Here is a 25,513-nt window from a genome sequence, read left to right as displayed (position 1 = left end):
AATTGACCAATACAAGTAATAAATTCTGGCTAAATACGCCGTTATATGAGATGAGCCATGAGCAATGGGAATCTTTGTGTGATGGCTGTGGTAAATGCTGTCGCATTCAGTATCTCGATGAAACTGACTCTATGTTAATGCAAACAGATGTCGCTTGTCGTTTGCTTGATACTGATAGTCTCCGTTGTACGGATTATGAGAATCGCTTGAGTAAAGTGCCAGATTGTGTGCAAATTACGCCACAAACGCTGAAAGATTATTATTGGCTACCTGAGAGTTGTGCCTATAAAACCGTCGCACGAGGCGAGGATTTACCTAGTTGGCATCATCTTTTAAGTGGTGATCCTGAATTAATACACAAAGAAGGGCATAGTTTACAAGGAAAGTTAGTCAGTGAGCGCGATGTTCACGAAGAAGAAATTGAAGATCGAATTATCCAGTGGATCGCTATAACTGATTGATAATTAGCCATTTTGTTTGTGTTTTGAACGTTTTTTAAAAAAAGTAAATAAAATTTAAAAAAAGAGTTGACGAGATCTAAGAAGGGCAGTAATATGCGCCTCGTTGACCGATGAGGCCAACACAAAAAAAGCTCTAGCAAACAAGTTTCAGTGACATGCTAGAGAAAGTGGAGCGGTAGTTCAGTTGGTTAGAATACCGGCCTGTCACGCCGGGGGTCGCGGGTTCGAGTCCCGTCCGCTCCGCCACTATTTTAAAAGCAGCCTTATGGCTGCTTTTTTTATGTCAGTATATTTTCTTTCAGTTAATAACGGGGCGAGAACCCGCGAGCGGTGTTCGACAAAATCATCGGGAATGATTTTGAACAACGGAGCGCTGCGACGATGACCACGCAGTGGTCAATAACAAAGATGTTATTGATAGTCCCGTCCGCTCCGCCACTATTTTAAAAGCAGCTTTCGAGCTGCTTTTTTTATGTCTGTAGATTTTGTGTATGTAGAATTTGCGGCAGAAATCCATTCTTACTCCCGCTTTAACTTTTGCCTCATACAAACTGTCTTTCTTAATACTTTTACTTATCTATATTCTTAGATATTTTTATCTTTCCGCTGCCTTCAGGCTATTTATTGAGCGTTTTTATTACACTTTCATTAGCCTAACTTATTAATTTATAAAGAATGCTTTCGGATATGTAATATATAAAATATATCTGAGTGATTTGCGATTATTTTGTTGACCACTGAAATTGTTTTGATTAGAATCCGCGCCACTTATCTACACACCTACACACATGGAGATTTTTAAGGTGAAATTTAAATTACTTACAGCAGCTGCAATTCTATCAACTTCAATGTCAGTATCAGCAAACGAGTACCAATGGTTCTCAGAATTGTCTTACAGCAACATCGACGCTGGTGGCGGTTCAGTTGATGCATTATCACTAGAAGGTCAGTACTTCTTCGATAACAAGAAAGCGTTAGGTCCTTACAACGAGTTTGAGTACATCAACAAAGTTAGCAACATCGAAGCTTCTTACAGCAACATCGGTTTAGGTGATTACTATGTTACTCAAGCTTCTGGTGAGTTCTTTGTTAACAACTTCCTATTAGGTCTTGGTTTATCTGACGACAAGTTTGGTAACAACCCAACAGACTTCACTTTAGGTTACTTGTTCAGCGATAACTTCTTAGTACGCGTTGATGCTGTAGATCCTGAAGAAGGTGACACGGTTTACAACATCTCAGCTGCTTACAACCACCAAATCAACGCTACTGATTACATTGGTTTCACTTTAGCGACTGATGACGACACAGACGTTGTTTCTTTGTCTTCTAAGTACTTCACGCACCTAGGCGATGACAATTACTTAGCTGCTGAGTTCTCGATCGTAGACACAGACGCGGACAACTACTGGTCTTTAGGTGCTAGCTACTACTTCAGCAAAGCAACTTCAGTATTCGCATCTTTAGACGACAACGATTTGTATGAAATTGGTGCTAGACACTTCTTCGACCAAAACATTTCGCTATACGGCGTTTACTCATCACAAGATGACAGCGGTTTTGATATCGACACTTACACTATCGGTCTTACTGCGCAATTCTAAAATTAGTTCGAACTGTTAGTTAGTCATTTAGCCGAGGATTAGTCCTCGGCTTTTTTGTGCGCGAGGGAAATTCACTAAGTAGAACTGTGTTTTTAAATAAAGAGGGAAGTTAAAGGTACTTGTTATACGGGAAGTCCAATGGCAAAAGCCTTAAGGTGCTTTCTAAAAGCAGAAGGTAAAAACCTTATACTTTATAGTTTTCCTGCCTAAACAAAGGCTTATATGGGGCAGTAGGGATCTCCAATGGTTGGAATGCTCAACAGTAAAATACCGGACAGGGTTTCTTTGACACTACTGGGCATTAAAAAAGGCAGCCGAAGCTGCCTTTGGTGTTTCTATGCGTTGAACACTATTTTACTTCACACATACAGTGTAGGTAAGCATGGTTAGGGTCATTGTAGTTGTTAATTAAGGTATACACTTCCTTCAACTGTTGACCTAGAGCATGAATCATCGGGTTAGTTTTAGCCGATAGATTACTCGCAGACTGCATACTTGCTTGTGCTTCTGTGTTTTGCATGATTTCACGGATCATTTGCTCAGTCGGTGAAATTTCACGCTCTACAAAACGCACTTCGTAGTCGCTGATATTTGCCAGCTTCGCAGCAGAATCAATAGCATCATCCAAGTCGCCTAGCTTATCAACCAAGCCTAGACGGTGAGCATCTTCACCAGACCAGACGCGGCCTTGGGCGATTGCATCAACTTCTGCTTTAGTCATATCACGACCTTCGGCTACAAGGCTTAGGAAGTCGTCATATCCTTTTTCGATATTGGTCTGAATCACTTCCTTTAGGTCGTCAGAGATGCCAGACATAACATCGAATGAACGCGCCCATTTAGTAGTGCCAACACCATCACGGTGAATACCGATTTTGTTTAGCGGCTCTTCAAACGTAGGAACCATACCAAAGATACCGATAGAGCCAGTAATGGTAGTAGGGTGTGCCCAAATTTCGTCGGATGTCGCAGAAATCCAATAACCACCAGAAGCAGCCATGCCAGCCATAGAAGTTACAACGATTTTGCCTTCTTTTTGCGCCTGGACTAATTCGCTACGAATAACTTCTGATGCAAAAGCACTACCACCGGGGCTGTCTACGCGCATAACAATCGCTTTCACTGAATTGTCTAGGCGAGCCTTACGGATTAAGCGGGCAGTGCTATCGCCACCAATAGTGCCTTCTTTGCGACTACCATCGACGATTTCGCCTTTGGCGATAATAACTGCAACTTTGTCTTTGCTGCTTGGCATATCAATAAGAGGGCGACGCGCTTTTAAGTAGTCTTTAAAGCCAATAGCTTTGTAAGAGTCTTGCTTATCGTTTAAGCCCACTTGATTAATCATAAGATCACGGAACTCAGCACGGCTAATGAGCTTATCAATAAAGCCACTCTCAACGGCCGCTTTTGCACCATTACCATCATTGGCTTTTAGGATTTCTAGATAGTTCTCAATGAAGTTATCCATGTCTGCAGTAGTCATATCACGTGAAGCAGCGATATCTTGCTTCATGCTTTGCCACAAGTCACCAAGCCACTCGATATTAGCTTCTTTTGCAGCTTCTGACATATCGTCACGAATGAATGGCTCAACCGCTGACTTGAAGGTACCTACTCGGAATACATGAACGTTTACGCCCAATTTGTCTAAAGCTGATTTAAAATAGGTGCCTGTGCGCGCCATACCTTCAAACATCATGCTACCCTGAGGGTTCATATAAATCTCATCGGCAGAAGAGGCTAGGTAGTATTGGCCTTGTGAATACCAATCACCAATGGCTATAACTTTTTTACCCGTAGTTTTGAAGTCTTCAATCGCTTCGCGCAAATCCTGGAATTTACTAATACCGCCATAAGCGCCAGTTAAGTTGTTGGTTTGAAGAACAAGAACGCTAATGCTGTCATCATTTTTAGCATACTCAATGGCATCCAAAAGGTCGTACATAGACGTTTCAGGGCTTTTAGTACCCTGTGCGTCGGCAATAACTTCCTCAATAGGGTCCATATAAGTTGTTTGCTCAACTAAAGTACCAGCTGGGTTTAATATTAAGGCTGAACCATCGGAAACTTTCGGTAAATCTGGACCGCTAACGCAGCCACGAACCATAAATACCAAAATGGTGATTGCTATAAGTCCGATCAGCAAACGACCAGCAACATCAACTGTTTTCCAAATGCGGTAAAAAAATCTACCAATCATTGAATTGGGTTTCGACACGTTTAATTCCTTCTTTTACAAGTTAAATTTTACGAAGTTGAGCTAATTCTAACCAATTTGCTTGATTTATGACTACTAAAGAAATGTAACCAAATAATAACCTGTTGTTTTCGTGCGTTTTTTGGCTGTTGAATTTCCTATTTTTCGGAGGCGTGAAATATTGCACAAGACTGGTTATACCAGTAGACTTGGAGCACGGCTTTTTAATTAGTGATAACTAAGACTGTGAAATACCCAAAATTACTAGAACCTCTTGATCTTGGCTTTACCCAACTCAAAAACCGCGTGCTCATGGGCTCGATGCATACTGGGCTCGAAGAAGAGAAGGGTGGCTTTGAAAAAATGGCTGAATTCTATGCTGCGCGTGCACGAGGCGGTGTGGCATTGATGGTCACTGGCGGTATTTCCCCAAATTTCCGTGGCCGCTTAGCGCCACATTCGTCGCAGTTAAGCAGTCGCCGACACGTTAAAAAGCACAAAATTGTGACCGACGCTGTGCACCAAGCAGGTGGTAAAATTGCCCTACAGATTCTGCATGCTGGTCGTTATGCCTACCACCCATTGTCGGTTTCAGCGTCAAAAATTAAAGCGCCAATTTCACCATTTACGCCAAAAGAAATGTCCGAGCGCATGATCAAGAAGACCATCAAGCACTATGCTCGTTGTGCGCGCTTAGCCAAGGAAGCCGGTTATGATGGTGTAGAAATCATGGGCTCTGAAGGTTATTTGATTAATCAATTCATTGTCACTCGAACTAATAAACGTACTGATCGATGGGGTGGCTCTTATGAAAACCGTATCCGCTTCCCGCTTGAAATTATAAAAGCGGTCAAAGATGCGGTGGGTGATGACTTTATTACCATTTATCGTTTGTCGATGATCGACTTAGTTAAAGGCGGTAGTAACTGGCAGGAAGTTGTGCAGCTAGCAAAAGAAGTCGAAAAAGCCGGTGTGACGATCATCAACACGGGTATTGGTTGGCACGAAGCGCGAGTACCAACCATTACCACGTCAGTTCCTCGCCGAGCTTTTACTTGGGTAACCAAGAAGTTACGTGAAGAAGTTAAAGTTCCACTGATTACTTCGAACCGAATTAATATGCCGGAAGTCGCTGAGCAGGTTCTGGCTGACGATTGCGCCGATATGGTATCAATGGCGCGTCCATTATTAGCCGATCCAGACTTTGTCGTTAAAGCAGAAAACGATCAGCGCGACTTAATTAATACCTGTATTGCTTGTAACCAAGCTTGCTTGGATCATGTTTTTAAGCAAAAACGCGCAACCTGTTTAGTTAACCCGAAAGCGTGCTATGAAACTGAGTTAGTGCCACAGCCATTGAACTTTAAGAAGAAAATTGCCGTAATCGGCTCGGGCCCAGCGGGATTAGCCTTCTCGACTGAAGCTGCAAAACGTGGTCACGAAGTTCATTTATTCGATAAAGCCAATCGTATCGGTGGCCAGTTAAACATTGCCAATCAAATTCCAGGCAAAGAAGAGTTTTACGAAACGTTACGTTATTTTAAGCATTTGCTTGAAGAAACAGGCGTGAACCTCCACTTAGAAACAGAAGCTACAGTCGAAAGCCTCACTGGTGATAATGCTAAGATTAAGTTCGATGAAGTGATTATTGCAGCAGGCGTTACGCCGAGAACCCCGGCGATCCCTGGCATCGAGCATGAAAAAGTATTGTCGTATATTGATGTGCTTTTACATAAAAAGCCGGTTGGTGAGAAAGTCGCCGTAATTGGTGCTGGCGGTATTGGCTTTGATGTGTCTGAATACTTAGTCCACGAAGGTGAGTCTGCAACATTGAACTTGGATGAATGGCTAAAAGAGTGGGGCATCGATCGAATGTATCAAGAAGAAGGTGGCTTGCTTGATGAAGCCGAATTTACACCTCCAGCACGCCAAGTAACCATGTTGCAACGTAAAGAAACAAAGATGGGTAAAGGACTAGGCAAAACTACCGGATGGATTCACCGCACCAGTTTACGACACAAAAAAGTCCAAATGGTTACGGGCGTGGACTATAAAGAAATTAATGATGAAGGTTTGGTCATCGAACATAAATCTTCAGGTAAAACAGAAACCTTGGCTGTAGACAATATTGTGATTTGTGCCGGTCAGGTTCCGAATCGTACATTAGCAGAGCAATTAGAAGCAAAAGGGCAGAAAGTACACTTAATCGGTGGCGCAGATGTAGCCGCAGAATTAGACGCGAAGCGCGCGATTAAACAAGGTACAGAGTTAGCCTTAAGCATATAAATTTGAGAAGTATAAAATAGGTATTTTGGACACCATGAATCAACCAGAAAGCAACACACCTCACGCCAGAGCACATCTAGACGTTGAGCTAACAGAGCATACTTATAGCATTGGTGAAGAAATCGCCAATGCCATGAGCCATGCCATCGGAGCGTTACTCAGTGTCGCCGCCATGACGATGATGATCATGAGCTCGCTAGAACCATTCGACGGCTGGAAGCTGGGCAGTGGAATCGTGTATGGACTGAGCTTAGTCATGCTCTTTACCACCTCTACGCTATACCACAGTTTCCAACCTGAAAATATCAAGAAAACCTTTCAGACAATGGACCACTGCGCGATTTACTTTTTAATCGCCGGAACTTACACACCGTTTGTTTTAATTAGCCTAAACGGAATCTGGGGCTGGTCTTTATTTGGTGTGATTTGGGCGTTAGCAGTGTTCGGCGTCACTTTCAAAGTAAAGTTTAAACAACGCTTCCCAAGAGTGTCATTAATTACATATATCTTAATGGGCTGGGTTATCGTCGTCGCAGCACCAGAAATGCTCGATAAAGTCGCCCCAGGAGCTTTATGGTTACTTCTTGCCGGTGGTTTATCCTACACTTTAGGAACCGTATTCTACGCAGCAGATCGCAAAATCCCCTACAACCACGCCATATGGCATCTCTTTGTCCTTGGCGGCGCCGTGTGCCACTTCTTAGGGATTTATTTGTACGTTTACTAGGAATTATTTAAGTGTTCGAGGGAATAATCGCCACTGTAATAATATGGAAAGGGGTTTAAATTTCCTTTTTTAAAGTAATTTATTACTTTGCAGAAAGTTTCGTCAGTTAATTTTTTCAGAAAACTAGTGGGGTAAACCAGCTCTATCTTTTGAGGTATGAAGTTTTTTTCTTTATCCATCGTTACGATAAACTCATAGAAAGGCTGGTCAGGGATTTGAGTGCCAAGCTCAGTTCCTTTAGATTGGAACTGGTGAACTAAAGAATTTCGCAACTGGTATAATAGATTTATGTGCGTGAAATCATCTAAACAATAATTTATACCTTTTTCTTTATTACTTTTGGACCAATACTCCTGAATCTCTTTTTTTTGAGGTAGATCTTGAATTAACACCTTTCTAAGAGGTTGCTGCTGACTCCACTCTTTTAGCTTGGCTAATACATAAGTCCTTAACTTAGCAAGTTCTGGATCAGAAACTAATGTCACCATCTTTCCTAAGTGTAATAAACAAACCCGTTCTCCGTACTCCCAGTTTGAAAACTCTCTAACTAAGCTTAGAAACCTGGACTTATTGTTGCGGCCTGGATAAATACTTGCTGCTAAAGAATCAAGGAATGACACATAGAGAATTTGCTTATATATACGCCCATTGTTCGTACTTGAGTCAAGCTTATCGATTCCATCTAACCTTCCTTTTAACAACCCTTTGAAATCATCAATAAGTTGTGAATTATCCTTAATAATCAAAAAAACTCCTCATCATTCTAAAGTATGATTCCTGTAACTATACTCAAAAGTTAAAAAAGGCGCCAATCGGCGCCTTTCTTTTATTACGGTATGACTAAAGTCAAAACTTACCAGCCGCAGTTGCGGTCTTTGTTTTGCTCGTCTAACCATGTTTTTAGTGGTGCGTAATACTCAAGTACTGCTGTCGCATCCATTTCACGGCTACCGGTCATAGCTTCAAGCGCGTCAGGCCATGGACGTGATGAGCCCATTTCTAACATCTTGATTAACTTATCGCCGACTTCTTTGTTGCCGTAGAACGAGCAGCGGTGAAGTGGGCCTTCGTTGCCTGCCATGTCACACATTTCACGGTAGAACTGGAACTGTAGGATGTGTGCTAGGAAGTAACGTGAGTATGGTGTGTTTCCTGGAATGTGGTATTTCGCACCTGGGTCGAAGTGATCTTCAGTACGTGCTACTGGCGCTTCGATACCTTGGTATTTTTCACGTAATTCCCACCAGCCTTGGTTGTATTCTTCTGGCGAGATTTCACCGTTGAATACTTTCCAGCGCCATTGGTCAACCATTAAGCCGAATGGTAAGAAAGCGACTTTATCTAATGCCGAGCGCATTAATAGTGCAATATCAGCGCTTGCGTCTGGCTCTTCGTCAATCAGACCAATTTGCTTCAAGTACTTTGGTGTAATAGATAGAGCCACTGTGTCACCGATAGCTTCATGGAAACCGTCGTTCGCGCTGCCTTTATAGAAGATAGACTGATCTTTATAAGCACGCTGATAGTAGTTGTGGCCTAGCTCGTGGTGTACTGTTTGGAAATCTTCACCGTTAATTTCCGTACACATTTTAATACGAATATCTTCTTCGTTATCGATATCCCATGCGCTAGCATGACATTGAACATCTCGATCACGTGGTTTTACGAATAACGAACGCTCCCAGAAAGTTTCTGGTAGTGGCGCGAAACCAAGAGAAGAGAAGAAGTTTTCAGCAGTTTTAACCATTTTCTTAACCGCTACTTCTTTTTCTTCGTGGCTCACTTCGTCTTTATCAACGCCATAGTGTTTACGTAGGATAGGGTCAATATCGATACCTTTACCAGCATTTTTTGGACCAGCGATATCGTAGATATTGCCCCACTGTTGCGCCCACATATTGCCTAAAAGATGCGCTGGAATTGGCTTGTCCGTTGCAACAACGTCATCACCATATTCCTCGTTTAACTCAGCACGTACGTGGCAGTGTAGGGCAGTGTAAAGTGGCTCTACTTGGCCCCATAGACGATCCATTTCGGTCGCAAAGTCGTCAGCTGGCATGTCGTACTTCGAACGCCACATAGTACCTGTGTCGGCGTAACCGAGTTCTTTCGAACCTTCGTTAGCGATTTCGACCATTTGCTGATACAGAGGACGCATTTCTTTAGAAATTTCGCGCCAGCCTGTCCAAGCCTTTAACTGCTCGTCAGCGTCGCGTGATTCACGCAATACTTGGCTTAACTCGCCTAAGCTACGGCCGTCTGGGCTTTTGCCTTTAGCGTAAATGCTGTCTAACTTAGAAGTGATTTGAGCCAGTTTTTTAGTTTTTTCTGCATCAGCTGGTGCTGGCAGTGTTAAACCAAGCTTAATCATTTCAATCTTACGATTAACGTCGTAAGGAAGGTCTAGACCGTTGAATTTTTTAGCTTTATTAGCGAGTTCAACGCCAAGCTTTGTGTACTCTTCGCCAACTTGCGCATTGAGTGCCGTGGTGTCATGAGTAACGAAGTTTGCGTTAACCCATGCAATACGAGCTGCATATTCTGCGATTTCCGTTAATTGCTTTTCTGCATCAGCTACAAAGGTAGCCGCATCTTCAGCGGTGACCTTTTGTTTGTGATCGTCAGCAATAACAGGCTGTCCTAATAAAGCGCCAACCAATACTGCGGTACTGACGGCTTTTTTAAGCGTTATCATAGAGTTACCTTTTATTGTTTAAGTTGATAATAATCATTATCGTTTCATAGTCGCGACTCATTATAGCGACTTGTTTGGAATTGAGAAATCAAATTAAGAATTGGAATTCAGCATGGTCGTTATTTCGATGATCGGTTATCATACGGCATTATTGAATGGAGCTTGTGAATGGAGCTTGCTCCGCAACTGTTAATCAATCATTTCTAGAGCTTCAGGAATGTTAGCTAAATTTTAAATATAGGACACTTTATGGCGATTGGCCCTTTAATGCTGGACTTAGAAGGTTTAGAGATAACTGCTGCTGAGAAGGATATGCTACAAAACCCTTTGCTCGGTGGCATCATTTTTTTCAGCCGTAACTACGCCAGCCCACAGCAAATTGCAGAGCTTTCTCAAGCTGTGCGTGAAACCGCTGGTGAAGACGTATTGATCGCAGTGGATCACGAAGGAGGGCGGGTTCAACGTTTTAGAGAAGGGTTTACGGCGGTTCCGCCAATGGCGACTATCTTAGCCGACTCGAATAACTTTGAAGAAGCCAAGCGCTCAGCGTATCGCTGGGGCAGTTTAATTGCTATAGAAGTCCAAGCGGTCGGCATCGACTTTAGCTTTGCGCCAGTATTGGATTTAGGTAATGAAATTAGCCGAGTTATTGGTGACAGAGCCTTTTCGGCGAAAGTTGATGAAGTGATCGAGCTAGGTCGTGAGTTTATTAAAGGCATGAATGATTTTGGCATGGCAGCTACGGCTAAACACTTCCCAGGACATGGCTCAGTTGAAGCCGACTCACATGTTGATATTCCAGTGGACGATCGTCCGCGTGAACAGATTATCAGCCAAGATATGCGTGTTTTTTCAGAATTAGCAGAACATTATCAAGCAGTCATGCCAGCGCACGTTATTTACCCCAGCGTCGATAAACAGCCTGCAGGCTTTTCAGAGCTTTGGCTTCAGGATATTTTACGCAACCAGTTAAACTTCGATGGTGTTATTTTCAGCGACGACTTAAGCATGAAAGGTGCGGAAGTTGTAGGAGGTTATTACGAGCGAGCAAAAGCCGCGGTCAGCGCGGGCTGCGATATGGTTTTGGTCTGTAATCACCCGAAAGAAGGCCGTGAGTTAATGGAGTCGTTCGACTTTGAGACGGATCTCAAATCAAGCGCAAGACTAGCCAAGATGAAAGGCCAGTCGCTTAATTATTCGCTGACCCAAGTTCGCCAGAGCGATAATTGGTTACAGCTACAGAACGATCTTCAGCTTGATAATTTAGTTTAAATTAATGTATTAACGCATTGTAAATATTAGGTTTGATATGTCTAACGATAAGAAGATTGAAGAATTAACCGAGCAAAAAACAGATAGTTTCACTCAGCTTACACCACGCGAGGAATTGGTCGCGAAACTTAACGGCGAAACGGCTATTGTTGCTTGGAAAGAGATTGAGCGCTTTTTTGCCAAAGGAAATTTGTTGCTAATTGACCAAAGCGTTGACCTGATTAACTGCGCTGCAGATTTGTCATTGGATAACGCAGAAGAAATAAAACCTTTGATCGACTCAGAAAAGATTCAGCGTATGCCGATGGAGTTTGTAAAAGCCAACTGCAAGCCGGAAACCGAGTTCTGGACAGTGGTGGTAGCGCCGTATATTTTGTCGCAATTGAAGAGTTAGTCGTTGACCAGCTTGTATTAATTGCCCCCTATATTGAGCTGGAGACAATATAAAAAATTAGAAATTTGAATCTTGGATGATTCAAATAGCAATTATCAGGACAGGGATGGACTGTTAATTGCGGTTCGTTAAGAATTTTTATGTTGCGGAAGTTTAGTCATGCTCTGCATGACCTCAATATTCGGGGTGGGCTTCTTTTGGTTCCTTTTCTTGCCCAAACAAGAAAAGGAACAGATAAAAACTTACTCTAAATCTAGCTTTTTCGTCAGCTATTAATTCTTGCTCAATGGTTAATTAAAAAAGAATATAAAAAACCATTAACCGTGATGAACCACTGCGTGGATCACGTGGTCATATTCAAAGTAGACCGTATAACCGTTATAAACCCACTTAGTAATTGGTGGATCGCCGACTGGGCCTTCAACGTTGGTAGGAGTACCGAATTTCTTTTCAACGTAAGCTTTGCTAACGCCTCGCTTTGGTACTTGAATATTTTTCTTACCTTGCTGTGCAACTGGAACTTTGACTTCTTCGGCGTTGGCTGTGTTAAGGCCAATCCCCGCACCGAAGCTGAGCGATAAAGCGCATACTGCCGCTGTTATTGTTTTCATGATGTTGACTCCTCAAACATTGTGTAATCCTAAGAATATCAAAAAATTAGCGTTAAATCCTAATCATAATTACGATTAATTCTACTGCATAACTTGACTACAAATTGTGAACCATTCAATATGACGCCAATTTAATTAAATTAGAAAGCTCCATGAAGCTGCCTTTTTCGCTATTTGTAGGCCTTCGTTATACACGTGCGAAGCGTCGCGATCACTTTATTTCATTTATCTCTCTAATCTCCATGATTGGGATAGCTCTCGGTGTCATGGTATTAATCACTGTTATGTCGGTGATGAATGGTTTTGAGCGCGAATTACGCGATCGAATTCTTGGTATGGCACCGCACGTTCTGATCAGTAAATACGACGGGAATATCGAAAACTGGCAAGAGTTAGAAAAAACCGTCAAGCAAAATCCTAGCATCATTGGCGCATCGCCTTATATCAGCTCAGAAACGATGTTTAAGCATCTCGGCTCCGATCAGTTCGGTATGATCCAAGGTGTTTTACCTGAGAAGATAGGGGAAGTGACCATTGTCAAAGATAATATGCGTAACGGTACTTTTGATACGCTGACTGACGGTAGCTATAACATTATCCTAGGCTCTAGCTTGGCTCGAAGCCTTGGCGCAAATGTTGGCGACAAAGTAACTTCCTTATTCTTAAAGCAAACTCGGATGTCGATCGCGGGCATTCAGCCAAGAGCTAAACGTTTTACCGTTACGGGTATTTTCGAAACTCGCTCAGAGGCTGATAAATCCTTAGCTTTTGTGCATCTCGATGATTTAGCGGCCGTGACCCACCAACGTGACGGCGTTTCAGCATTGCAGCTTAAAACTGTCGACGTGATGCAGGTTCACAATGTAACCACGGATATTAGCCAAAACTTGGGTTATGAATATTACGTAACCAACTGGACGCGTCAGCATCAGACGCTATTTAACGCGATTGATATGGAGAAGAAGATTATGTTTATTCTTCTGACCTTTATTATAGCCGTGGCGGCCTTCAATATCGTTACCTCTTTGGTGATGTTGGTTAATGAAAAACAGGCCGATATTGCTATTTTGCGAACTCTTGGTGCAAGCCCCAGCTCGATACTTCGAATCTTTATGACTAGCGGTATTATTAACGGCCTTATTGGTACTGGCGCAGGCGTAATTCTTGGGGTGCTACTGGCCTTAAACCTGCCGGATATTGTGAGCTGGATTGAAGTCACCTTTGAAACTAATGTCTTCCCGAAGAATGTTTATTTTGTCAATTTCTTGCCTACAGAATTGATTTGGGATGATGTTTATAAGATAGCCTTATCAGCCTTTGGTATTAGCGTGCTGGCGACTTTGTATCCATCATGGAAAGCTTCGCGCACCCAACCAGCGGAGGCACTGCGCTATGAGTAATTCTGTTAAGAGAAGTCCTATTATTCAGATTGAGCAACTGAGCCGAGTTTATAGCGATGGCGCTAGCGAAGTTCAGGTTTTAACTGATCTGGATTTGACTGTAGAAAAGGGCGAGCAACTTGCTATCGTGGGCTCGTCGGGTTCTGGAAAAAGTACTTTGTTGCACCTTATCGGTGGTTTAGACAAGCCTAGCAGTGGCAAAGTCACCATCGACGGCACGAATATCCATAGCTTATCAGCAAAAGCTCAGGGAGAATTTCGTAACCAACATATTGGTTTTGTTTATCAGTTTCATCATTTGTTGCCTGAGTTTGAGGCGCAAGACAATGTAGCCATGCCGCTGATTATTCGTGGCATGAAGCGTCAAGAAGCCCATAAAATTGCCAATAAACTGATAGCTAGAGTTGGCCTTGAAAACCGTAAAACCCATAAGCCCTCAGAGCTTTCGGGCGGTGAGCGTCAGCGTATCGCTTTCGCTCGCGCGCTTGTGACTGAGCCTGATTGCGTTTTGGCGGATGAGCCAACAGGTAACTTAGATCATGCTACAGCGAATCAGGTTTATGAACTAATGTGCGAATTAAACCGTGAGATGGGCACAACTTTTATTACGGTGACGCATGATTTGGAACTGGCTGGTAAGATGCAACGTCAGCTACACTTAGAAGACGGTCAATTAAAAGCACTCTAGTATTTATTCAGTCTGTAAATCATAAAAAGGCTTACCACTGGTAAGCCTTTTTTAGTGGAGCAATAGTCTTTAAACAATTAGAAACTGTAAGAAACCGTTGCTTTAATGTTTCTGCCTGGCTCAAAGTCCTGTAAATATAGTTCACCGAAACGTGGGTGGAAAGATACACCTGTTCTCGATGATTGCGAGGCATAGAATTCATCAAAGATATTATCAATACCCAAAATTAGACCTAGTCGATCTGTAGGCTGCCAGTAAGCAGCGATATTATGAACGGTAAAACCATCCTTTGAGTTATCTAAGCTAGCGCCATCTAGATCCAGCCCCGCCGGAATATCTTTTACGGTCATTACTTCCCAGTTCAGTGATACGTTTGCTGAAGGAATCTCGTAGCCTAGATTCGCACTTAACGTATCGCCCTGTTTACGGTCGAGTCGAGCATTTTCTAAGTTAGCGTAATCGGCAAAAGCATCTAACTCACTATCAGCCGAAGAGTAAGATGCAAACAGTTTCCATGGGCCATTGTTAAAGCCAACATAAGTTTCATAACCGTCAATTGTCATGTCACCGATATTGTCTTTCCAAGAACCGCCTGAGGGGTTTTCAGCATAGTCGTAGATGTAATTATCGATTTGGGTTTTAAAAAGCGTTGCCCCAATTGAAAAAGAACTGTTAGCTGAAGTGTTGGTTTGATAAGCGAAGGATAACTCTGTGTTTAAGCCTGTTTCTGCTTCAATTCCAGGGTTTGGTGTATCGAAGAGACCAGCACCGGTAAAGGTTTCTCCAATTTCTGGACCTTTGAATAATTCTGTTGCACTGAGTTTGAATAACAAGTCATTAGTCGCGTAGTATTCGAATGCCAAAGCACCTGACACATTATCGAAAGTGTCATTAATCACAGCAGTTTCGATATCAAAACTGTCGTAACGTAAACCTGGAATAATGGAGAATTGCTCGGAGACTAAGATTTTGTCCTGAATATATAGTGCGGTATTCGTCGCCTTTTCTGAAGAGTTGTCGATACCACCAGTAATATAGTTCGCAGTATATTCTGTATTATATTCAACGATATCAAGGCCATAAGTGAGTTGGTTGGAAATACCTAAGTCTGTTTCTGCTATAAGGTTCACCCCTTTGTTTTCAGCATTACCCTCAACAATCGCAGCCCAGCTTTCGTATGCAGAATTCTGTGCATAGCCACTCTCATCACGTTTTAGTTTACTGTCATTACTAAATAATGTTGCTTTTAGTAGAGAGTTATCACCCCAGTTTAAGTCATAATTAAGGGTATATGTTTCACGGGTAAACTCTGTTGGCCACAACAGTGGAACCTGAAGTGACTCGGTAATAGCTAAGTCGGTTGCTAAGCCCATATCAGGGCGGTAGCTATAATCGCCTTCGTCTTCATACGATTCATAGCCAAACTTTAAACGTTGATCAGGCGAAATATCCCACCCAAACTTAATCAGTGCATCTGAAAGATCACCTTCGAGACCTCTAACTGTACCATCTGTACCAGCTATTTGCTCGCCATTGGCGTCCTTGATAACACCTCCACCGACTTTATAATTATTGCGATCAACGGCATTGTAATACGCTATAAAGTCAAAAGTTTCACTTAGTTGACCGTATGCAGTCGCCGAGTGACTGGCTCCAGAATTATCGCCATAAGAAGTTCTTAAACGTCCACCAAATTCTTGACCGTCTTGCAATAGGTCTTCAGCAGATTTAGTTTCAAAACGTACAGAACCGCCTAAACCGCCGTTTATGACAGAATTGGTACCAACCTCAACGTCTGCTGACTCTAGGATATCTGCATGAATTTGTAAGTTACCCATATGGTGGTACATGTACGTATTTTGATTGGCGCCATCGATGGTGATTTTCAAGTCTTTATCGTCCATGCTACGAATAGTGATGCGCTGGTTTAAAGAGTGTGCACCGCCAACGTCAACGCCAGGGATAGGGCGTAGCAGGTCACTAATGTGATCAGCTTGTTTGACCTCTATTTGTTCATTGTTCAAATAAGAGGTCGATTGTACTTTAGTACCCCAAATCACATATTCCTCAATAACTTCTTCGGAATTTTCCTCAGATGCTATTGCAGATAGATTGATGAGAGAAAGCGCTGATGCCGTAAGTAGCAGGGGAGTTAATTGTCTAGCGTTCATATTGATACCTTTTATTCAAGCAGATCGCATTGCGATTCCGCTGAGTAAGATTTTAAATTTTAGTAAAACGCGTAGAATATAAACAAATAAGCATCTAAATGCAAATCATTATCATTAATATTTGAGGTTGTTTTAGTAGGTGGTCTCAGAGCGTCTGATTAAAGGTTCACCTATCCTGTATAGGTAATGTTAGCTAGAGGAAAAAAGGTTATCGATTGGACTTATCGTTTTGTGCTTGCTCAGGGCTTTTACTGCTAAATGGTGCTTGATCATCTTGCTTATCTATGTTTTCTGTAGCGTCGTCACCATTCAAGTGTAACGTATGCAGGAGCTTTTCTTTCCACTTCTGTTGGCGTGCTTTCCAAGCCATCACCACATGGTAGCGCCAAGACAAACTAATCGCATGGTAACCAATGAATGAAGCGACTGTGGCGCAAATAAAACAACCTAAAAGGAATGGCTGCCAAATATGGACCAATTCGTTACCTAGCCACTCAAAGCTTAATTCAAAATCGAACTCACTTGGTGGCCACGACAAAACCCATGTTCCTACTAGATAAGCAAAGTAAAACATCGGTGGAATAGTGATAGGGTTGGTGACCCAGCAAACAATCAAAGATAATGGTAGGTTTACGCGAAATAATATGGCTAAACCCGCGGCAACAACCATTTGAAAAGGGATTGGCATAAAGCACATAAACAAACCCACCGCGAAGGCGCCTGATGCGCTATAACGGTTAAGATGCCATAGTCCAGGATCATGGATTAACTTACCAAAAATTTTAAGAAAGCGATTTTCGGTCACTTTCTTTGGATCGGGCGTAATTTTTTTTAGAAACTTGCGTGCCATAGAGTTTCGCGGTTACACTCTGAATGAATGACTTGTACTATTACTATAGTACTACATATGTATTAAGCTTGGATAAGGATTATCCCTGAATGTTCAAATGGATTTTGGGCTTATTGGTCGGCTGCTCTGCGTTAGCGATTTTACCGACAATACCACCTAAACTTGTTTGGCTTGGCTTATTAGCCAGCTCAATCGCCAGTCTGTTGTTATCAAGACGGACTGAAAAACCTTTACTGCAAGCTTTCTTGCTACTATTCAGTGGCTTCTTATTCGGGCTAGGCTGGTCATTAACTCATGCCTCATGGCGTTTATCCGCGCAAATCCCGGCGCCTGAAAATAATAGCGTGCACATTATAGAAGCAGTGATCGATTCATTGCCAGTGATTTATCCTGAATACTGCCAGTTTCGTATAAAAGTTGAGCAAACTGACAGCGAAGCACTCCTAAATAAACAGCTGCTACTCAAAGATTACTCTAGTCAGTGTGAATATCAGTTAGGCGATAAGTGGTTGATTCAGGTTAAGCTTAAGCCCATCTATGGGCCCGTCAATCAAGCCGGTTTTGATTATGAACGCTATATTTTCCAGCAGGGCTTAGATGGCAAAGGCTACATTAAAAGTTCCAGTCTTTTAGAACCCGCTAACACTTATTCTATAAGCAGTTTACGCCAAACGCTGTTCGAGAAACTCAAACCTTACACAAACTCAGGGTTGCTTCAGGCTCTAGTGATTGGTGAAAAGTCAGGAATACCTCTTGCTGATAAAGAATTGTTGCGCCAGTTAGGGCTAAGCCACCTGGTTGCTATTTCTGGTTTGCACATCTCAATTATGGCGGGTTTGGGCTTTTGGTTACTCTATCAATGCTTAGGTTTTAGCGTACTCATTACTCGCAAAAAATTTCTCGAACCATATCGAATTGCGCTTCTGGCGAGTTGCCTTGTGGCTGCTTTGTATAGTGCATTAGCAGATTTTTCCATCCCCACGGTGAGAGCCTTAATCATGTGGTGCTGTGTTGCCTTATTAGCTATGAGCCAGCGTCAAGGAGCTTTGCTTTCGGGATTAAAGCTGGCTCTATTTATTATCTTGTTAATTGATCCTTTAAGCGTTCTATCACCTGGCTTTTGGATGAGCTTTACCGCGGTTGTTGTGATCAGCTTTATGCTAGTCGGCCGCGTGAAGCAGCAAGTTCAAGGCTTAAAACGGTGGCGAGACGCTCTGTATCAACTTATCAAATTACAGATTGGGATAACGCTGCTTTTGGTTTTACCCAGTCTTTTGATATTCGGGGAAGCTAATTTTTCAGGGCTTTTGGTCAACATAGTGGTCATCCCCGTTTTTAGCGTGTTGTTACTGCCCGCTATTATTCTTGCTGTTGTGCTCAGCTTAATGGGTTCGGATTGGTTGCTACATATTATTGATAACTTCATGAGTAAATGCCTTGCATGGGCCCGAGATTCGCTAGAGCCGATGAGTCACTTTTTAAAGCTCGATGGCTATTTCGAACCTTGGTTATTAATTAGTTTATTCGTGGTTGGTTTGTTATTGCTGTTACCGCTTGGGCGGTTAAGGGCGCCATTATTGCCGCTGGCTTGTTTATTTGTGTTGCAAGGGTTTGTACCGAATTATTCGCAACAGCCTAGAGCTATAGTATTTGATGTTAGCCATGGTTTGGCGGTGTTACTGACCGATGGAAAGCATCATATCCTCTACGATACAGGCTATGCTGCTAATGAAGGCAGTGCTTTTGAAAGCTATATTTATCCAAGCCTTAAAAAGCTCGGTATTCATCATTTGGACGCTTTAATCTTGAGTCATAAGGATAATGACCACTCTGGTGGCGCTAAAGACGTAGTGACAAAGCTACCGGTTAAAGAACTAGTGGTGGGGCATTGGTCGCAAAGTTCTTGGTTCAGCGGAAAGGCTGCGGTGTGTGAAACTGGTTATTCGCAAACCATTGGCACATTTCATATCAAAGCTATTTATCCTAATAGTTCTAGCGATGGCACTAATAATGACTCTTGCGTGATATCCGTTAAAAGTGCAGATCTAAAACACAGCTTCTCGTTATTACTTACTGGAGATATCGAAAAAGAAGCTGAATATGAATTGGCAGAGCGACTTGGTAAACAGCTTGAGTCGAATATTTTGATAGCGCCACACCATGGCAGCAATAGTTCTTCGACGTATCCGTTTCTAAAAATGGTCAATCCACAAGAGACCATTTACTCAACCGAGCGTTATAGCCGTTATCGTTTGCCACATCATAAAGTGATCCGGCGTTACAGTGACTTTGGGATTAAACAACTTCATACGGGCTGCTTAGGACAGATAACGATAAACTTAGCCGATAATCATCACTCGTATGAGCGCCATAACCAACGAATATGGCGCAAACAAGCTTGCAGCGTGGACACACTAAAGCATATCCAATAGCTATTCTGGGCATGACAAGGAAGTGAACAATTAATGGTCAAATTAAAACAAAGTAGGGGACTCGTTCACACTTGCTTGTAATCAAGACTTGCTCTTATTTTAATGCTACTGCACAATAATTTGATTAAACCGATAATAACTGACTAATAAACAACTCTTTTTTGGTCTTACAGACCACATAATAAGTATTTTAAAGCATTGAGGTATAGGGGACATGGGACTTTCACTCACAGCAGTAGCAACACCAATATTGGCAACATCGACGGGCACCTTGTTTGATTTATTCAAAGCTGGTGGCTGGACGATGATCCCGATTGCCATTTGCTCATTGATTGCCATGGGCATCATAGCAGAGCGTTTATGGGCGCTTAAACGTGAAAGAATCCTACCTAAGCACTTGGTGGCACAAGTTTGGTCATGGATTAAAAACGGTCGCTTTGACAAAAGTAAAATGCGTGATCTTAAAAATAGCTCAGAACTCGGCGAGGTTTTAACGGCAGGTTTGTTAAACCACCAGTACGGTCGAGAATCAATGAAAGCGAGTATCGACGAAGCGGGTAGAGCTGTTGTTGTACGTTTAGAACGATATTTGAATACCCTTGGGTCTATTGCACTGGTTGCTCCGTTATTAGGTCTATTAGGAACAGTTATCGGCATGATCAAGGTATTTACCGTCATGCGCGTCGAAGGTGTCGGTAATGCCGATGCATTAGCAGGAGGTATTTCTGAGGCACTGGTGACTACAGCCGCAGGTATGGCGGTTGCTATCCCAGCTCTAGTTATGCACCGACACTTCATCCGTCGCGTCGAAGAGCTGGTTACAGATATGGAGCAGGAAGCCTTGAAAATGGTGGATGTTTTGCATGGTGAGCGTGAGATTTTCACGTCAACTGCACCAGAATAAGATCACAAGGCCTTCTCATTATGTGGTTAAAAAAGAAAAAAGAAGATATTCAAATCAACCTGACGCCACTGATTGACGTGGTTTTCCTGCTGCTGATCTTTTTTATGGTATCGACCAGCTTTAAAAAAGAAACCAAAGTTAGTATTGAGTTGCCTCAAGCCAATGGTGAGCAGATGGAGTCACCAGAAGAGTCAATTGAAGTAGCAATCTCTAAATCGGGTGACATATTTGTGAATGGCAATGGCCTCGTCAATCGAGAGCTAAACACTATCATAGAAGCCATAAAACAATCGTCCACAGACAATCAAACACCTGTTATAATCAGCGCAGATGCGGCCGCACCCTATCAAGCTGTGATTACAGTGATGGATGCAGCGGGGCAGGCGGGGTTTAAAAACCTGACGCTACCAACGCTTAGGCCAGAAGCTGAAGACAACTAGTGTTTGAAATTATTAATGTCAGATAAACAATCAGAAAAAAATACAGCAATATACAAACGATTATTAGGGTATACCAAACGCTATAAGTGGGTATTCCTAATTGGAGTTCTGGCCAATATAGGCTTCGCTTTGATCGAAGCCTCTTTTGTAAACGCCATTCAATATCTTATAGATGACGGCCTTAAAGAGCGCGATAAATTCTTCTTATTAGTTCAAACCCCATTGTTTATCATTGGCGCCATTTTTCTTCGTGGCATTTGTAACTTCGTTTCGACCTATTGCATGGGTTGGGTGGGTCGCAAAGTGGTTCAAGACTTCCGCGAAAGCCTCTACGAAAAATACATTCGCCAACCCGCGCAATTCTTTTCGCAAAAAGCACCAGGCAATTTATTGTCGACGATGACCTTCAACACTGAGCAAGTTGCCGTCGCAAGCTCTGACGCCATTACTTTGTTGATTCGTACGGGTGGTACCATTTTATTCGTCATGGTTTATTTAACCCTTATCAGCTGGCGATTAACGCTATTTTTATTCCTTGTGGTTCCTGTCATCGCTTGGATTATAAACGTCAGCGCTAAACGCCTTAAAAAAGTCAGTGGTAATATCCAAAACGTGGTCGGTGACGTCACTAAAACTGCTGAAGAAACGATTAAAGGCAACCAAGTCATCAAAATCTTTGGTGGCGCTGAGCGTGAAATTAAGAACTTTAAAGATAAGGCTAACCGCAACCGCCAACAGGATATGAAGCTTATCGCAACGAAAGGGATTGCCTCTCCTGTGATTCAAATTGTCGCAGGTTTTGGATTCGCCGCCATCATGTATTTTGGAAGTTTGGAGCTCTTAGCGGGGCGCATGACTGATGGCGAGCTGATTACTTTTATTACTATGATGGGTGTGATTCTCAAGCCAATGCGTGATATTAGTAACGTCAACACCCACCTACAGCGCGGTATCGCGGGCGCACAGAGTGTTTTTGAAATTTTAGATCTTCCAGACGAGCCTGATAACGGCACAAAAGTTATTGAACGTGCCAAAGGTAAAATTGAGTTTAATAAAGTCGGCTTTGCTTACGAGTCTGATAAAGCAATCCTGCAGGATGTATCATTTACGGCTGAACCAGGGCAAACGATTGCGCTAGTGGGGCGCTCGGGTAGCGGTAAAAGCACCATCGCCAGTTTAATTCAGCGTTTTTATAATCCCGATTCAGGTAAAATTTTAGTCGACGATATCGAAATCGAAGATCTAACCTTGTCTTCTTTAAGGCAGCAAATCGCTACGGTTTCGCAAAATGTGGTGCTGTTTAACAACACCATTCGCCACAACATCGCTTACGGACGACTAGAAGATGCCAGCGACGAAGAAATTATTAAGGCAGCTAAAGATGCTTATGCATGGGAGTTTATTGAGCAACTACCAGAGCAGCTAGATACTCAGGTTGGTGATAATGGCTTGCTTCTTTCAGGCGGCCAGCGTCAACGCTTAGCGATTGCTCGCGCCATGCTTAAAGATGCGCCAATTTTGATTTTGGACGAAGCTACTTCTGCGCTTGATACAGAGTCTGAGCGCCATATCCAAAAAGCGCTAGAAGCGTTAATGGTAGGGCGAACCACCATTGTCGTGGCGCATCGTTTATCGACTATTGAAAGCGCTGATAAGATATTAGTGGTCAACAAAGGGCGTATTGTCGAGGCAGGCTCGCACAAAGAATTGATGGCGCAAAACGGTGAGTACACCCGCTTGCAACAAATGCAGTTTAGCGAGTAACAGTCATGGCAGTGTCAGCCACACAGCAATTTTTCGAGCGTCTTTGGTATCGCCCGACGGTTTGGTGGCTGTGGTTATTATTACCCTTACAATTATTGCTCAGACTTGTGGTGTTTACTCGTCGCAAGCTATACGCTTTGGGTCTATTCAAATCCACGCGATTATCAAAGCCTGTGGTGGTTATTGGTAACATCACGGTCGGTGGTACTGGTAAAACACCTTTAGCCATTTATATTTTAGAGTGGTTACAATCGGAAGGGTATAAGCCCGGTTTAGTCACACGCGGTTACGGTGGCTCTGCTATTAACTTTCCTCTAGTTTTAGTTGGGAATAGCAACCAAAACTCGCTAGAGCCATCAGTTACTGGCGATGAACCTTTTCTTATCCATCAGCGCACCGGTGCTTTAGTCGCTATCGATCCGGTCAGATCTCGAGGCGGTCAAAAGCTCGTTGAGCTCGGTTGCGATATTATAATTTGTGATGATGGCTTACAGCATTACGCACTTGAGCGTGATCTTGAGCTTGTGGTGATTGATGCTAAACGCCAGTTTGGAAATGGTTGGTTAATGCCTATGGGACCACTTAGAGAGCCTAAGTCGCGTCTTAAGTCTACAGATTTAGCGGTGATTAACGGCGATACCATGCGTCTGAAACCAGGCGACATAACTGCGTTATGCCACGATAAAGAGTTGGTTAGCAAAACGGTTAACGCTGTAGCGGCTATTGGAAATCCTCAGCGCTTTTTTGATACGCTAGAAAACTTAGGGTACAAGCTGACTCCGTTGGCTTTTCCAGATCATCATCAATATACTCGTGACGACTTTGCTGCTTTAGATGGCCCCATTGTCATGACTGAAAAAGATGCGGTGAAATGTCAGCGATTTGCTGATGATAGAATGTATTATTTACCAGTAAGCACCGAATTAGAAGCTGCTTTAGCAACTGAGTTAAAGCAGAAAATAACAGCCTTATTGGCGACGAAAGCTTAAATAGTGAGAATAACTATGGACCACAATTTGTTAGATATCTTAGTTTGTCCTTTGTGCAAAGGTGAGTTGTTATACAAAAAAGATGCACAAGAGTTAATTTGTCGTTTCGATAAATTGGCCTACCCAATTCGCGATGATATTCCTGTGATGTTAGAGGAAGAGGCGAGAAAGGTGGCAGCTGAGGAATTAGATTAATGACGGTAGCCGGTAAGACAGACTTTGTCGTAGTTATCCCTGCTAGATATGCCTCTACGCGATTGCCAGGCAAGCCGTTAGCGTTGATTGGCGATAAACCAATGGTTCAGCATGTCTATGAAAGAGCCATGCTGTCAGGCGCAAAGCAAGTCATTGTTGCGACTGACGATCAGCGCGTCGTTGAAGCCGTTGAAGCTTTTAATGGCAAAGTTTGCATGACTCGCGATGATCATGTTTCAGGCAGCGATCGATTAGCGGAAGTCTGTACTATCGAAGGTTTTGCGGAAACGGACATCATCGTTAATGTACAAGGCGACGAACCCTTTATTTCGGCGGAGAACATCAGCCAAGTGGCGCAAAATCTTGCGCAGCATCAGGATTGCGTTATGTCGACACTAAGCACTGATATCAGTAGCGACGAAGAAGTGTTTAACCCTAATGTTGTGAAAGTTGTTAGCGCTGATGATGGCAAGGCATTATATTTTTCACGTGCGCCAATCCCTTGGCAACGCGGGAGTTTCGAGAATAAAGAAGTAGAAATCACCAACTGTTGTCAAAGACATATAGGTATTTATGCTTATCGTGCAGGCTTCTTACAACAATACGTGACGCTAAAACCTGCGCAAATTGAGCAATTAGAGTCCTTAGAGCAGCTTCGAGTCTTAGCTAATGGGTTCCATATCCATGTAGAAACAGCACAGGAAGAGCCTGGTCTCGGCGTTGACACTGAGGAAGATTTACAAGCTGCAAATACCTATTATCGCCAGCACCAGCTCTAATTAGGGCTAAATAAAAAAATTGCATTAACTATCGAGGATCCTATGTATCAGTATTCAGTTTTATTTGTATGCTTAGGTAATATTTGCCGTTCACCAACGGCGGAAGGGGTTTTTCAACATAAAGTTAATGAAGCCGGCCTTGGCGATGTGGTCAAAGTAGACTCGGCTGGTACCAGCGCTTTTCATGTCGGCGAGTCACCTGACGAACGCTCCGTGCAAGAAGCTAAGAAAGCGGGTTACCACTTGTCCTACATTCGCTCACGTAAAGCAGAAGCCAAAGATTTTGTTGATTTCGACTTGGTGGTCGCGATGGATCTTGAGAACTACCACAACTTATCTCTATTAAAAACAAATGGTTATGAGAATAAGCTAAAGTTGTTTATTCGAGACTTTGCGCCTGAACTGGGTATCGAGGAAGTACCAGATCCCTATTATGGTGGCGCTAAGGGATTCACAGACGTACTGAATATGATTGAAGTGGCGAGCGATAATCTAGTGGAGTTCGTTAAAAAAGAGCTCAATAAAACGTAAATTAGTGTCGAATCTATCATCGAATGGGGCGCCATCAAGCCATATTTTATTTATGGCAATAGGCCGTTCTAACATAGCAATTAACAGACTTCTTTTAGTATAATGCGCGCAGTTTATACG

At 42.8% G+C, this 25,513-nt stretch carries 22 protein-coding genes and 1 tRNA gene; 17 read left to right on the top strand and 6 right to left on the bottom strand.

Going from position 1 to position 25,513, the window contains the following annotated elements; translation table 11 throughout:
- The first annotated feature begins 2 nt into the window (after positions 1-2).
- The 3 genes from DL796_RS10835 (at position 3) to DL796_RS10825 (ending at position 2,065) form a co-directional block, all read left to right on the top strand.
- On the top strand, positions 3-461 hold the full coding sequence (locus DL796_RS10835; protein ID WP_227593063.1) for a YcgN family cysteine cluster protein: 459 nt from the start codon (positions 3-5) through the stop codon (positions 459-461).
- Positions 462-630: 169 nt separating this feature from the next.
- Positions 631-707 (top strand) — tRNA-Asp (locus tag DL796_RS10830).
- A gap of 557 nt (positions 708-1,264) precedes the next feature.
- Entirely contained in the window at positions 1,265-2,065 is an 801-nt protein-coding gene (locus DL796_RS10825) for a putative porin (protein WP_110201825.1), read from the top strand.
- A gap of 349 nt (positions 2,066-2,414) precedes the next feature.
- On the opposite strand, the gene sppA is transcribed toward DL796_RS10825, so the two are convergent.
- Positions 2,415-4,286, bottom strand: coding sequence for a signal peptide peptidase SppA (gene sppA / locus DL796_RS10820; protein WP_227593062.1), 1,872 nt, complete (start codon positions 4,284-4,286; stop codon positions 2,415-2,417).
- A 225-nt stretch (positions 4,287-4,511) separates the two neighbouring features.
- Between sppA and DL796_RS10815 the strand changes: the two genes are divergently transcribed.
- Together DL796_RS10815 and trhA are read left to right on the top strand one after the other, a co-directional pair.
- The gene (locus DL796_RS10815) at positions 4,512-6,551 is read left to right on the top strand and encodes an NADPH-dependent 2,4-dienoyl-CoA reductase (RefSeq protein ID WP_110201713.1); all 2,040 of its coding nucleotides are present in this window, start codon (positions 4,512-4,514) and stop codon (positions 6,549-6,551) included.
- A 34-nt stretch (positions 6,552-6,585) separates the two neighbouring features.
- A complete protein-coding gene (gene trhA / locus DL796_RS10810) occupies positions 6,586-7,278 on the top strand; it encodes a PAQR family membrane homeostasis protein TrhA (protein WP_110201712.1) in 693 nt (230 codons plus the stop codon).
- Here the strand turns inward: trhA and DL796_RS10805 are convergent.
- Positions 7,275-8,024: a hypothetical protein gene (locus DL796_RS10805; RefSeq protein WP_110201711.1), complete on the bottom strand. Its 750-nt coding sequence runs from the start codon at positions 8,022-8,024 to the stop codon at positions 7,275-7,277. The two genes, trhA and DL796_RS10805, sit on opposite strands and share 4 nt — an antisense overlap.
- A 107-nt stretch (positions 8,025-8,131) precedes the next feature.
- Positions 8,132-9,973 (bottom strand): M2 family metallopeptidase, encoded by a 1,842-nt coding sequence (locus DL796_RS10800; RefSeq protein WP_110201710.1) that lies wholly within the window; start codon positions 9,971-9,973, stop codon positions 8,132-8,134.
- Between the two features lie 255 nt (positions 9,974-10,228).
- Between DL796_RS10800 and nagZ the strand changes: the two genes are divergently transcribed.
- Together nagZ and DL796_RS10790 are read left to right on the top strand one after the other, a co-directional pair.
- On the top strand, positions 10,229-11,245 hold the full coding sequence (nagZ, locus tag DL796_RS10795; RefSeq protein ID WP_406946426.1) for a beta-N-acetylhexosaminidase: 1,017 nt from the start codon (positions 10,229-10,231) through the stop codon (positions 11,243-11,245).
- Between the two features lie 37 nt (positions 11,246-11,282).
- Positions 11,283-11,639, top strand: coding sequence for a DUF2288 domain-containing protein (locus tag DL796_RS10790; RefSeq protein WP_110201708.1), 357 nt, complete (start codon positions 11,283-11,285; stop codon positions 11,637-11,639).
- 317 nt (positions 11,640-11,956) lie between these two features.
- Here the strand turns inward: DL796_RS10790 and DL796_RS10785 are convergent, their stop codons facing one another.
- On the bottom strand, positions 11,957-12,250 hold the full coding sequence (locus DL796_RS10785; protein WP_227593061.1) for a hypothetical protein: 294 nt from the start codon (positions 12,248-12,250) through the stop codon (positions 11,957-11,959).
- 152 nt (positions 12,251-12,402) lie between these two features.
- Between DL796_RS10785 and DL796_RS10780 the strand changes: the two genes are divergently transcribed.
- A complete protein-coding gene (locus DL796_RS10780) occupies positions 12,403-13,650 on the top strand; it encodes a lipoprotein-releasing ABC transporter permease subunit (RefSeq protein ID WP_110201707.1) in 1,248 nt (415 codons plus the stop codon).
- Positions 13,643-14,338: a lipoprotein-releasing ABC transporter ATP-binding protein LolD gene (lolD, locus tag DL796_RS10775; protein WP_110201706.1), complete on the top strand. Its 696-nt coding sequence runs from the start codon at positions 13,643-13,645 to the stop codon at positions 14,336-14,338. The genes DL796_RS10780 and lolD overlap by 8 nt, the downstream gene beginning before the upstream one ends.
- Before the next feature lie 77 nt (positions 14,339-14,415).
- Here lolD and DL796_RS10770 read toward each other — a convergent pair whose 3' ends face one another.
- Both DL796_RS10770 and DL796_RS10765 read right to left on the bottom strand, forming a co-directional pair.
- Positions 14,416-16,509: a TonB-dependent receptor domain-containing protein gene (locus tag DL796_RS10770; RefSeq protein ID WP_110201705.1), complete on the bottom strand. Its 2,094-nt coding sequence runs from the start codon at positions 16,507-16,509 to the stop codon at positions 14,416-14,418.
- A gap of 208 nt (positions 16,510-16,717) precedes the next feature.
- A complete protein-coding gene (locus DL796_RS10765) occupies positions 16,718-17,359 on the bottom strand; it encodes a DUF2062 domain-containing protein (RefSeq protein ID WP_110201704.1) in 642 nt (213 codons plus the stop codon).
- Positions 17,360-17,448: 89 nt separating this feature from the next.
- On the opposite strand from DL796_RS10765, the gene DL796_RS10760 reads away from it, so the two are divergent.
- The 8 genes from DL796_RS10760 to DL796_RS10725 all read left to right on the top strand — a co-directional run bounded on the left by DL796_RS10760 (position 17,449) and on the right by DL796_RS10725 (position 25,393).
- Entirely contained in the window at positions 17,449-19,791 is a 2,343-nt protein-coding gene (locus DL796_RS10760) for a DNA internalization-related competence protein ComEC/Rec2 (protein ID WP_110201703.1), read from the top strand.
- A gap of 214 nt (positions 19,792-20,005) precedes the next feature.
- Complete coding sequence (locus DL796_RS10755; RefSeq protein ID WP_110201702.1) at positions 20,006-20,695, top strand: MotA/TolQ/ExbB proton channel family protein; 690 nt, start codon at positions 20,006-20,008, stop codon at positions 20,693-20,695.
- Between the two features lie 20 nt (positions 20,696-20,715).
- Positions 20,716-21,135 carry an ExbD/TolR family protein gene (locus tag DL796_RS10750; protein ID WP_196598000.1) on the top strand — a complete coding sequence of 140 codons (420 nt, stop codon included), beginning with the start codon at positions 20,716-20,718 and terminating at the stop codon, positions 21,133-21,135.
- Between the two features lie 15 nt (positions 21,136-21,150).
- A complete protein-coding gene (msbA, locus tag DL796_RS10745; RefSeq protein ID WP_110201700.1) occupies positions 21,151-22,899 on the top strand; it encodes a lipid A export permease/ATP-binding protein MsbA in 1,749 nt (582 codons plus the stop codon).
- A 5-nt stretch (positions 22,900-22,904) separates the two neighbouring features.
- Positions 22,905-23,888: a tetraacyldisaccharide 4'-kinase gene (gene lpxK, locus DL796_RS10740; RefSeq protein ID WP_110201699.1), complete on the top strand. Its 984-nt coding sequence runs from the start codon at positions 22,905-22,907 to the stop codon at positions 23,886-23,888.
- Positions 23,889-23,903: 15 nt separating this feature from the next.
- On the top strand, positions 23,904-24,083 hold the full coding sequence (locus tag DL796_RS10735) for a Trm112 family protein (protein WP_110201698.1): 180 nt from the start codon (positions 23,904-23,906) through the stop codon (positions 24,081-24,083).
- On the top strand, positions 24,083-24,862 hold the full coding sequence (gene kdsB, locus DL796_RS10730; protein ID WP_110201697.1) for a 3-deoxy-manno-octulosonate cytidylyltransferase: 780 nt from the start codon (positions 24,083-24,085) through the stop codon (positions 24,860-24,862). The genes DL796_RS10735 and kdsB overlap by 1 nt, the downstream gene beginning before the upstream one ends.
- Positions 24,863-24,904: 42 nt before the next feature.
- Positions 24,905-25,393, top strand: coding sequence for a low molecular weight protein-tyrosine-phosphatase (locus DL796_RS10725; RefSeq protein WP_110201696.1), 489 nt, complete (start codon positions 24,905-24,907; stop codon positions 25,391-25,393).
- The last annotated feature ends 120 nt before the right edge of the window (positions 25,394-25,513 follow it).

Source organism: Kangiella spongicola (assembly GCF_003194565.2).
In the GTDB taxonomy this organism is placed as follows: Bacteria; Pseudomonadota; Gammaproteobacteria; order Enterobacterales; family Kangiellaceae; genus Kangiella; species Kangiella spongicola.
Note: the sequence above shows the minus strand (reverse complement) of the source record. Positions and strands in the feature narration are given on the sequence as shown.

Excerpts from the sequence above, each read along its gene's own strand:
- trhA (WP_110201712.1), top strand. The coding sequence starts at position 6,586 with ATGAATCAACCAGAAAGCAACACACCTCACGCCAGAGCACATCTAGAC.
- DL796_RS10800 (WP_110201710.1), bottom strand. The coding sequence starts at position 9,973 with ATGATAACGCTTAAAAAAGCCGTCAGTACCGCAGTATTGGTTGGCGCT.
- DL796_RS10790 (WP_110201708.1), top strand. The coding sequence starts at position 11,283 with ATGTCTAACGATAAGAAGATTGAAGAATTAACCGAGCAAAAAACAGAT.
- DL796_RS10785 (WP_227593061.1), bottom strand. The coding sequence starts at position 12,250 with ATGAAAACAATAACAGCGGCAGTATGCGCTTTATCGCTCAGCTTCGGT.
- DL796_RS10780 (WP_110201707.1), top strand. The coding sequence starts at position 12,403 with ATGAAGCTGCCTTTTTCGCTATTTGTAGGCCTTCGTTATACACGTGCG.
- lolD (WP_110201706.1), top strand. The coding sequence starts at position 13,643 with ATGAGTAATTCTGTTAAGAGAAGTCCTATTATTCAGATTGAGCAACTG.
- DL796_RS10770 (WP_110201705.1), bottom strand. The coding sequence starts at position 16,509 with ATGAACGCTAGACAATTAACTCCCCTGCTACTTACGGCATCAGCGCTT.
- DL796_RS10765 (WP_110201704.1), bottom strand. The coding sequence starts at position 17,359 with ATGGCACGCAAGTTTCTAAAAAAAATTACGCCCGATCCAAAGAAAGTG.
- DL796_RS10760 (WP_110201703.1), top strand. The coding sequence starts at position 17,449 with ATGTTCAAATGGATTTTGGGCTTATTGGTCGGCTGCTCTGCGTTAGCG.
- DL796_RS10755 (WP_110201702.1), top strand. The coding sequence starts at position 20,006 with ATGGGACTTTCACTCACAGCAGTAGCAACACCAATATTGGCAACATCG.
- DL796_RS10750 (WP_196598000.1), top strand. The coding sequence starts at position 20,716 with ATGTGGTTAAAAAAGAAAAAAGAAGATATTCAAATCAACCTGACGCCA.
- msbA (WP_110201700.1), top strand. The coding sequence starts at position 21,151 with ATGTCAGATAAACAATCAGAAAAAAATACAGCAATATACAAACGATTA.
- lpxK (WP_110201699.1), top strand. The coding sequence starts at position 22,905 with ATGGCAGTGTCAGCCACACAGCAATTTTTCGAGCGTCTTTGGTATCGC.
- DL796_RS10735 (WP_110201698.1), top strand. The coding sequence starts at position 23,904 with ATGGACCACAATTTGTTAGATATCTTAGTTTGTCCTTTGTGCAAAGGT.
- kdsB (WP_110201697.1), top strand. The coding sequence starts at position 24,083 with ATGACGGTAGCCGGTAAGACAGACTTTGTCGTAGTTATCCCTGCTAGA.
- DL796_RS10725 (WP_110201696.1), top strand. The coding sequence starts at position 24,905 with ATGTATCAGTATTCAGTTTTATTTGTATGCTTAGGTAATATTTGCCGT.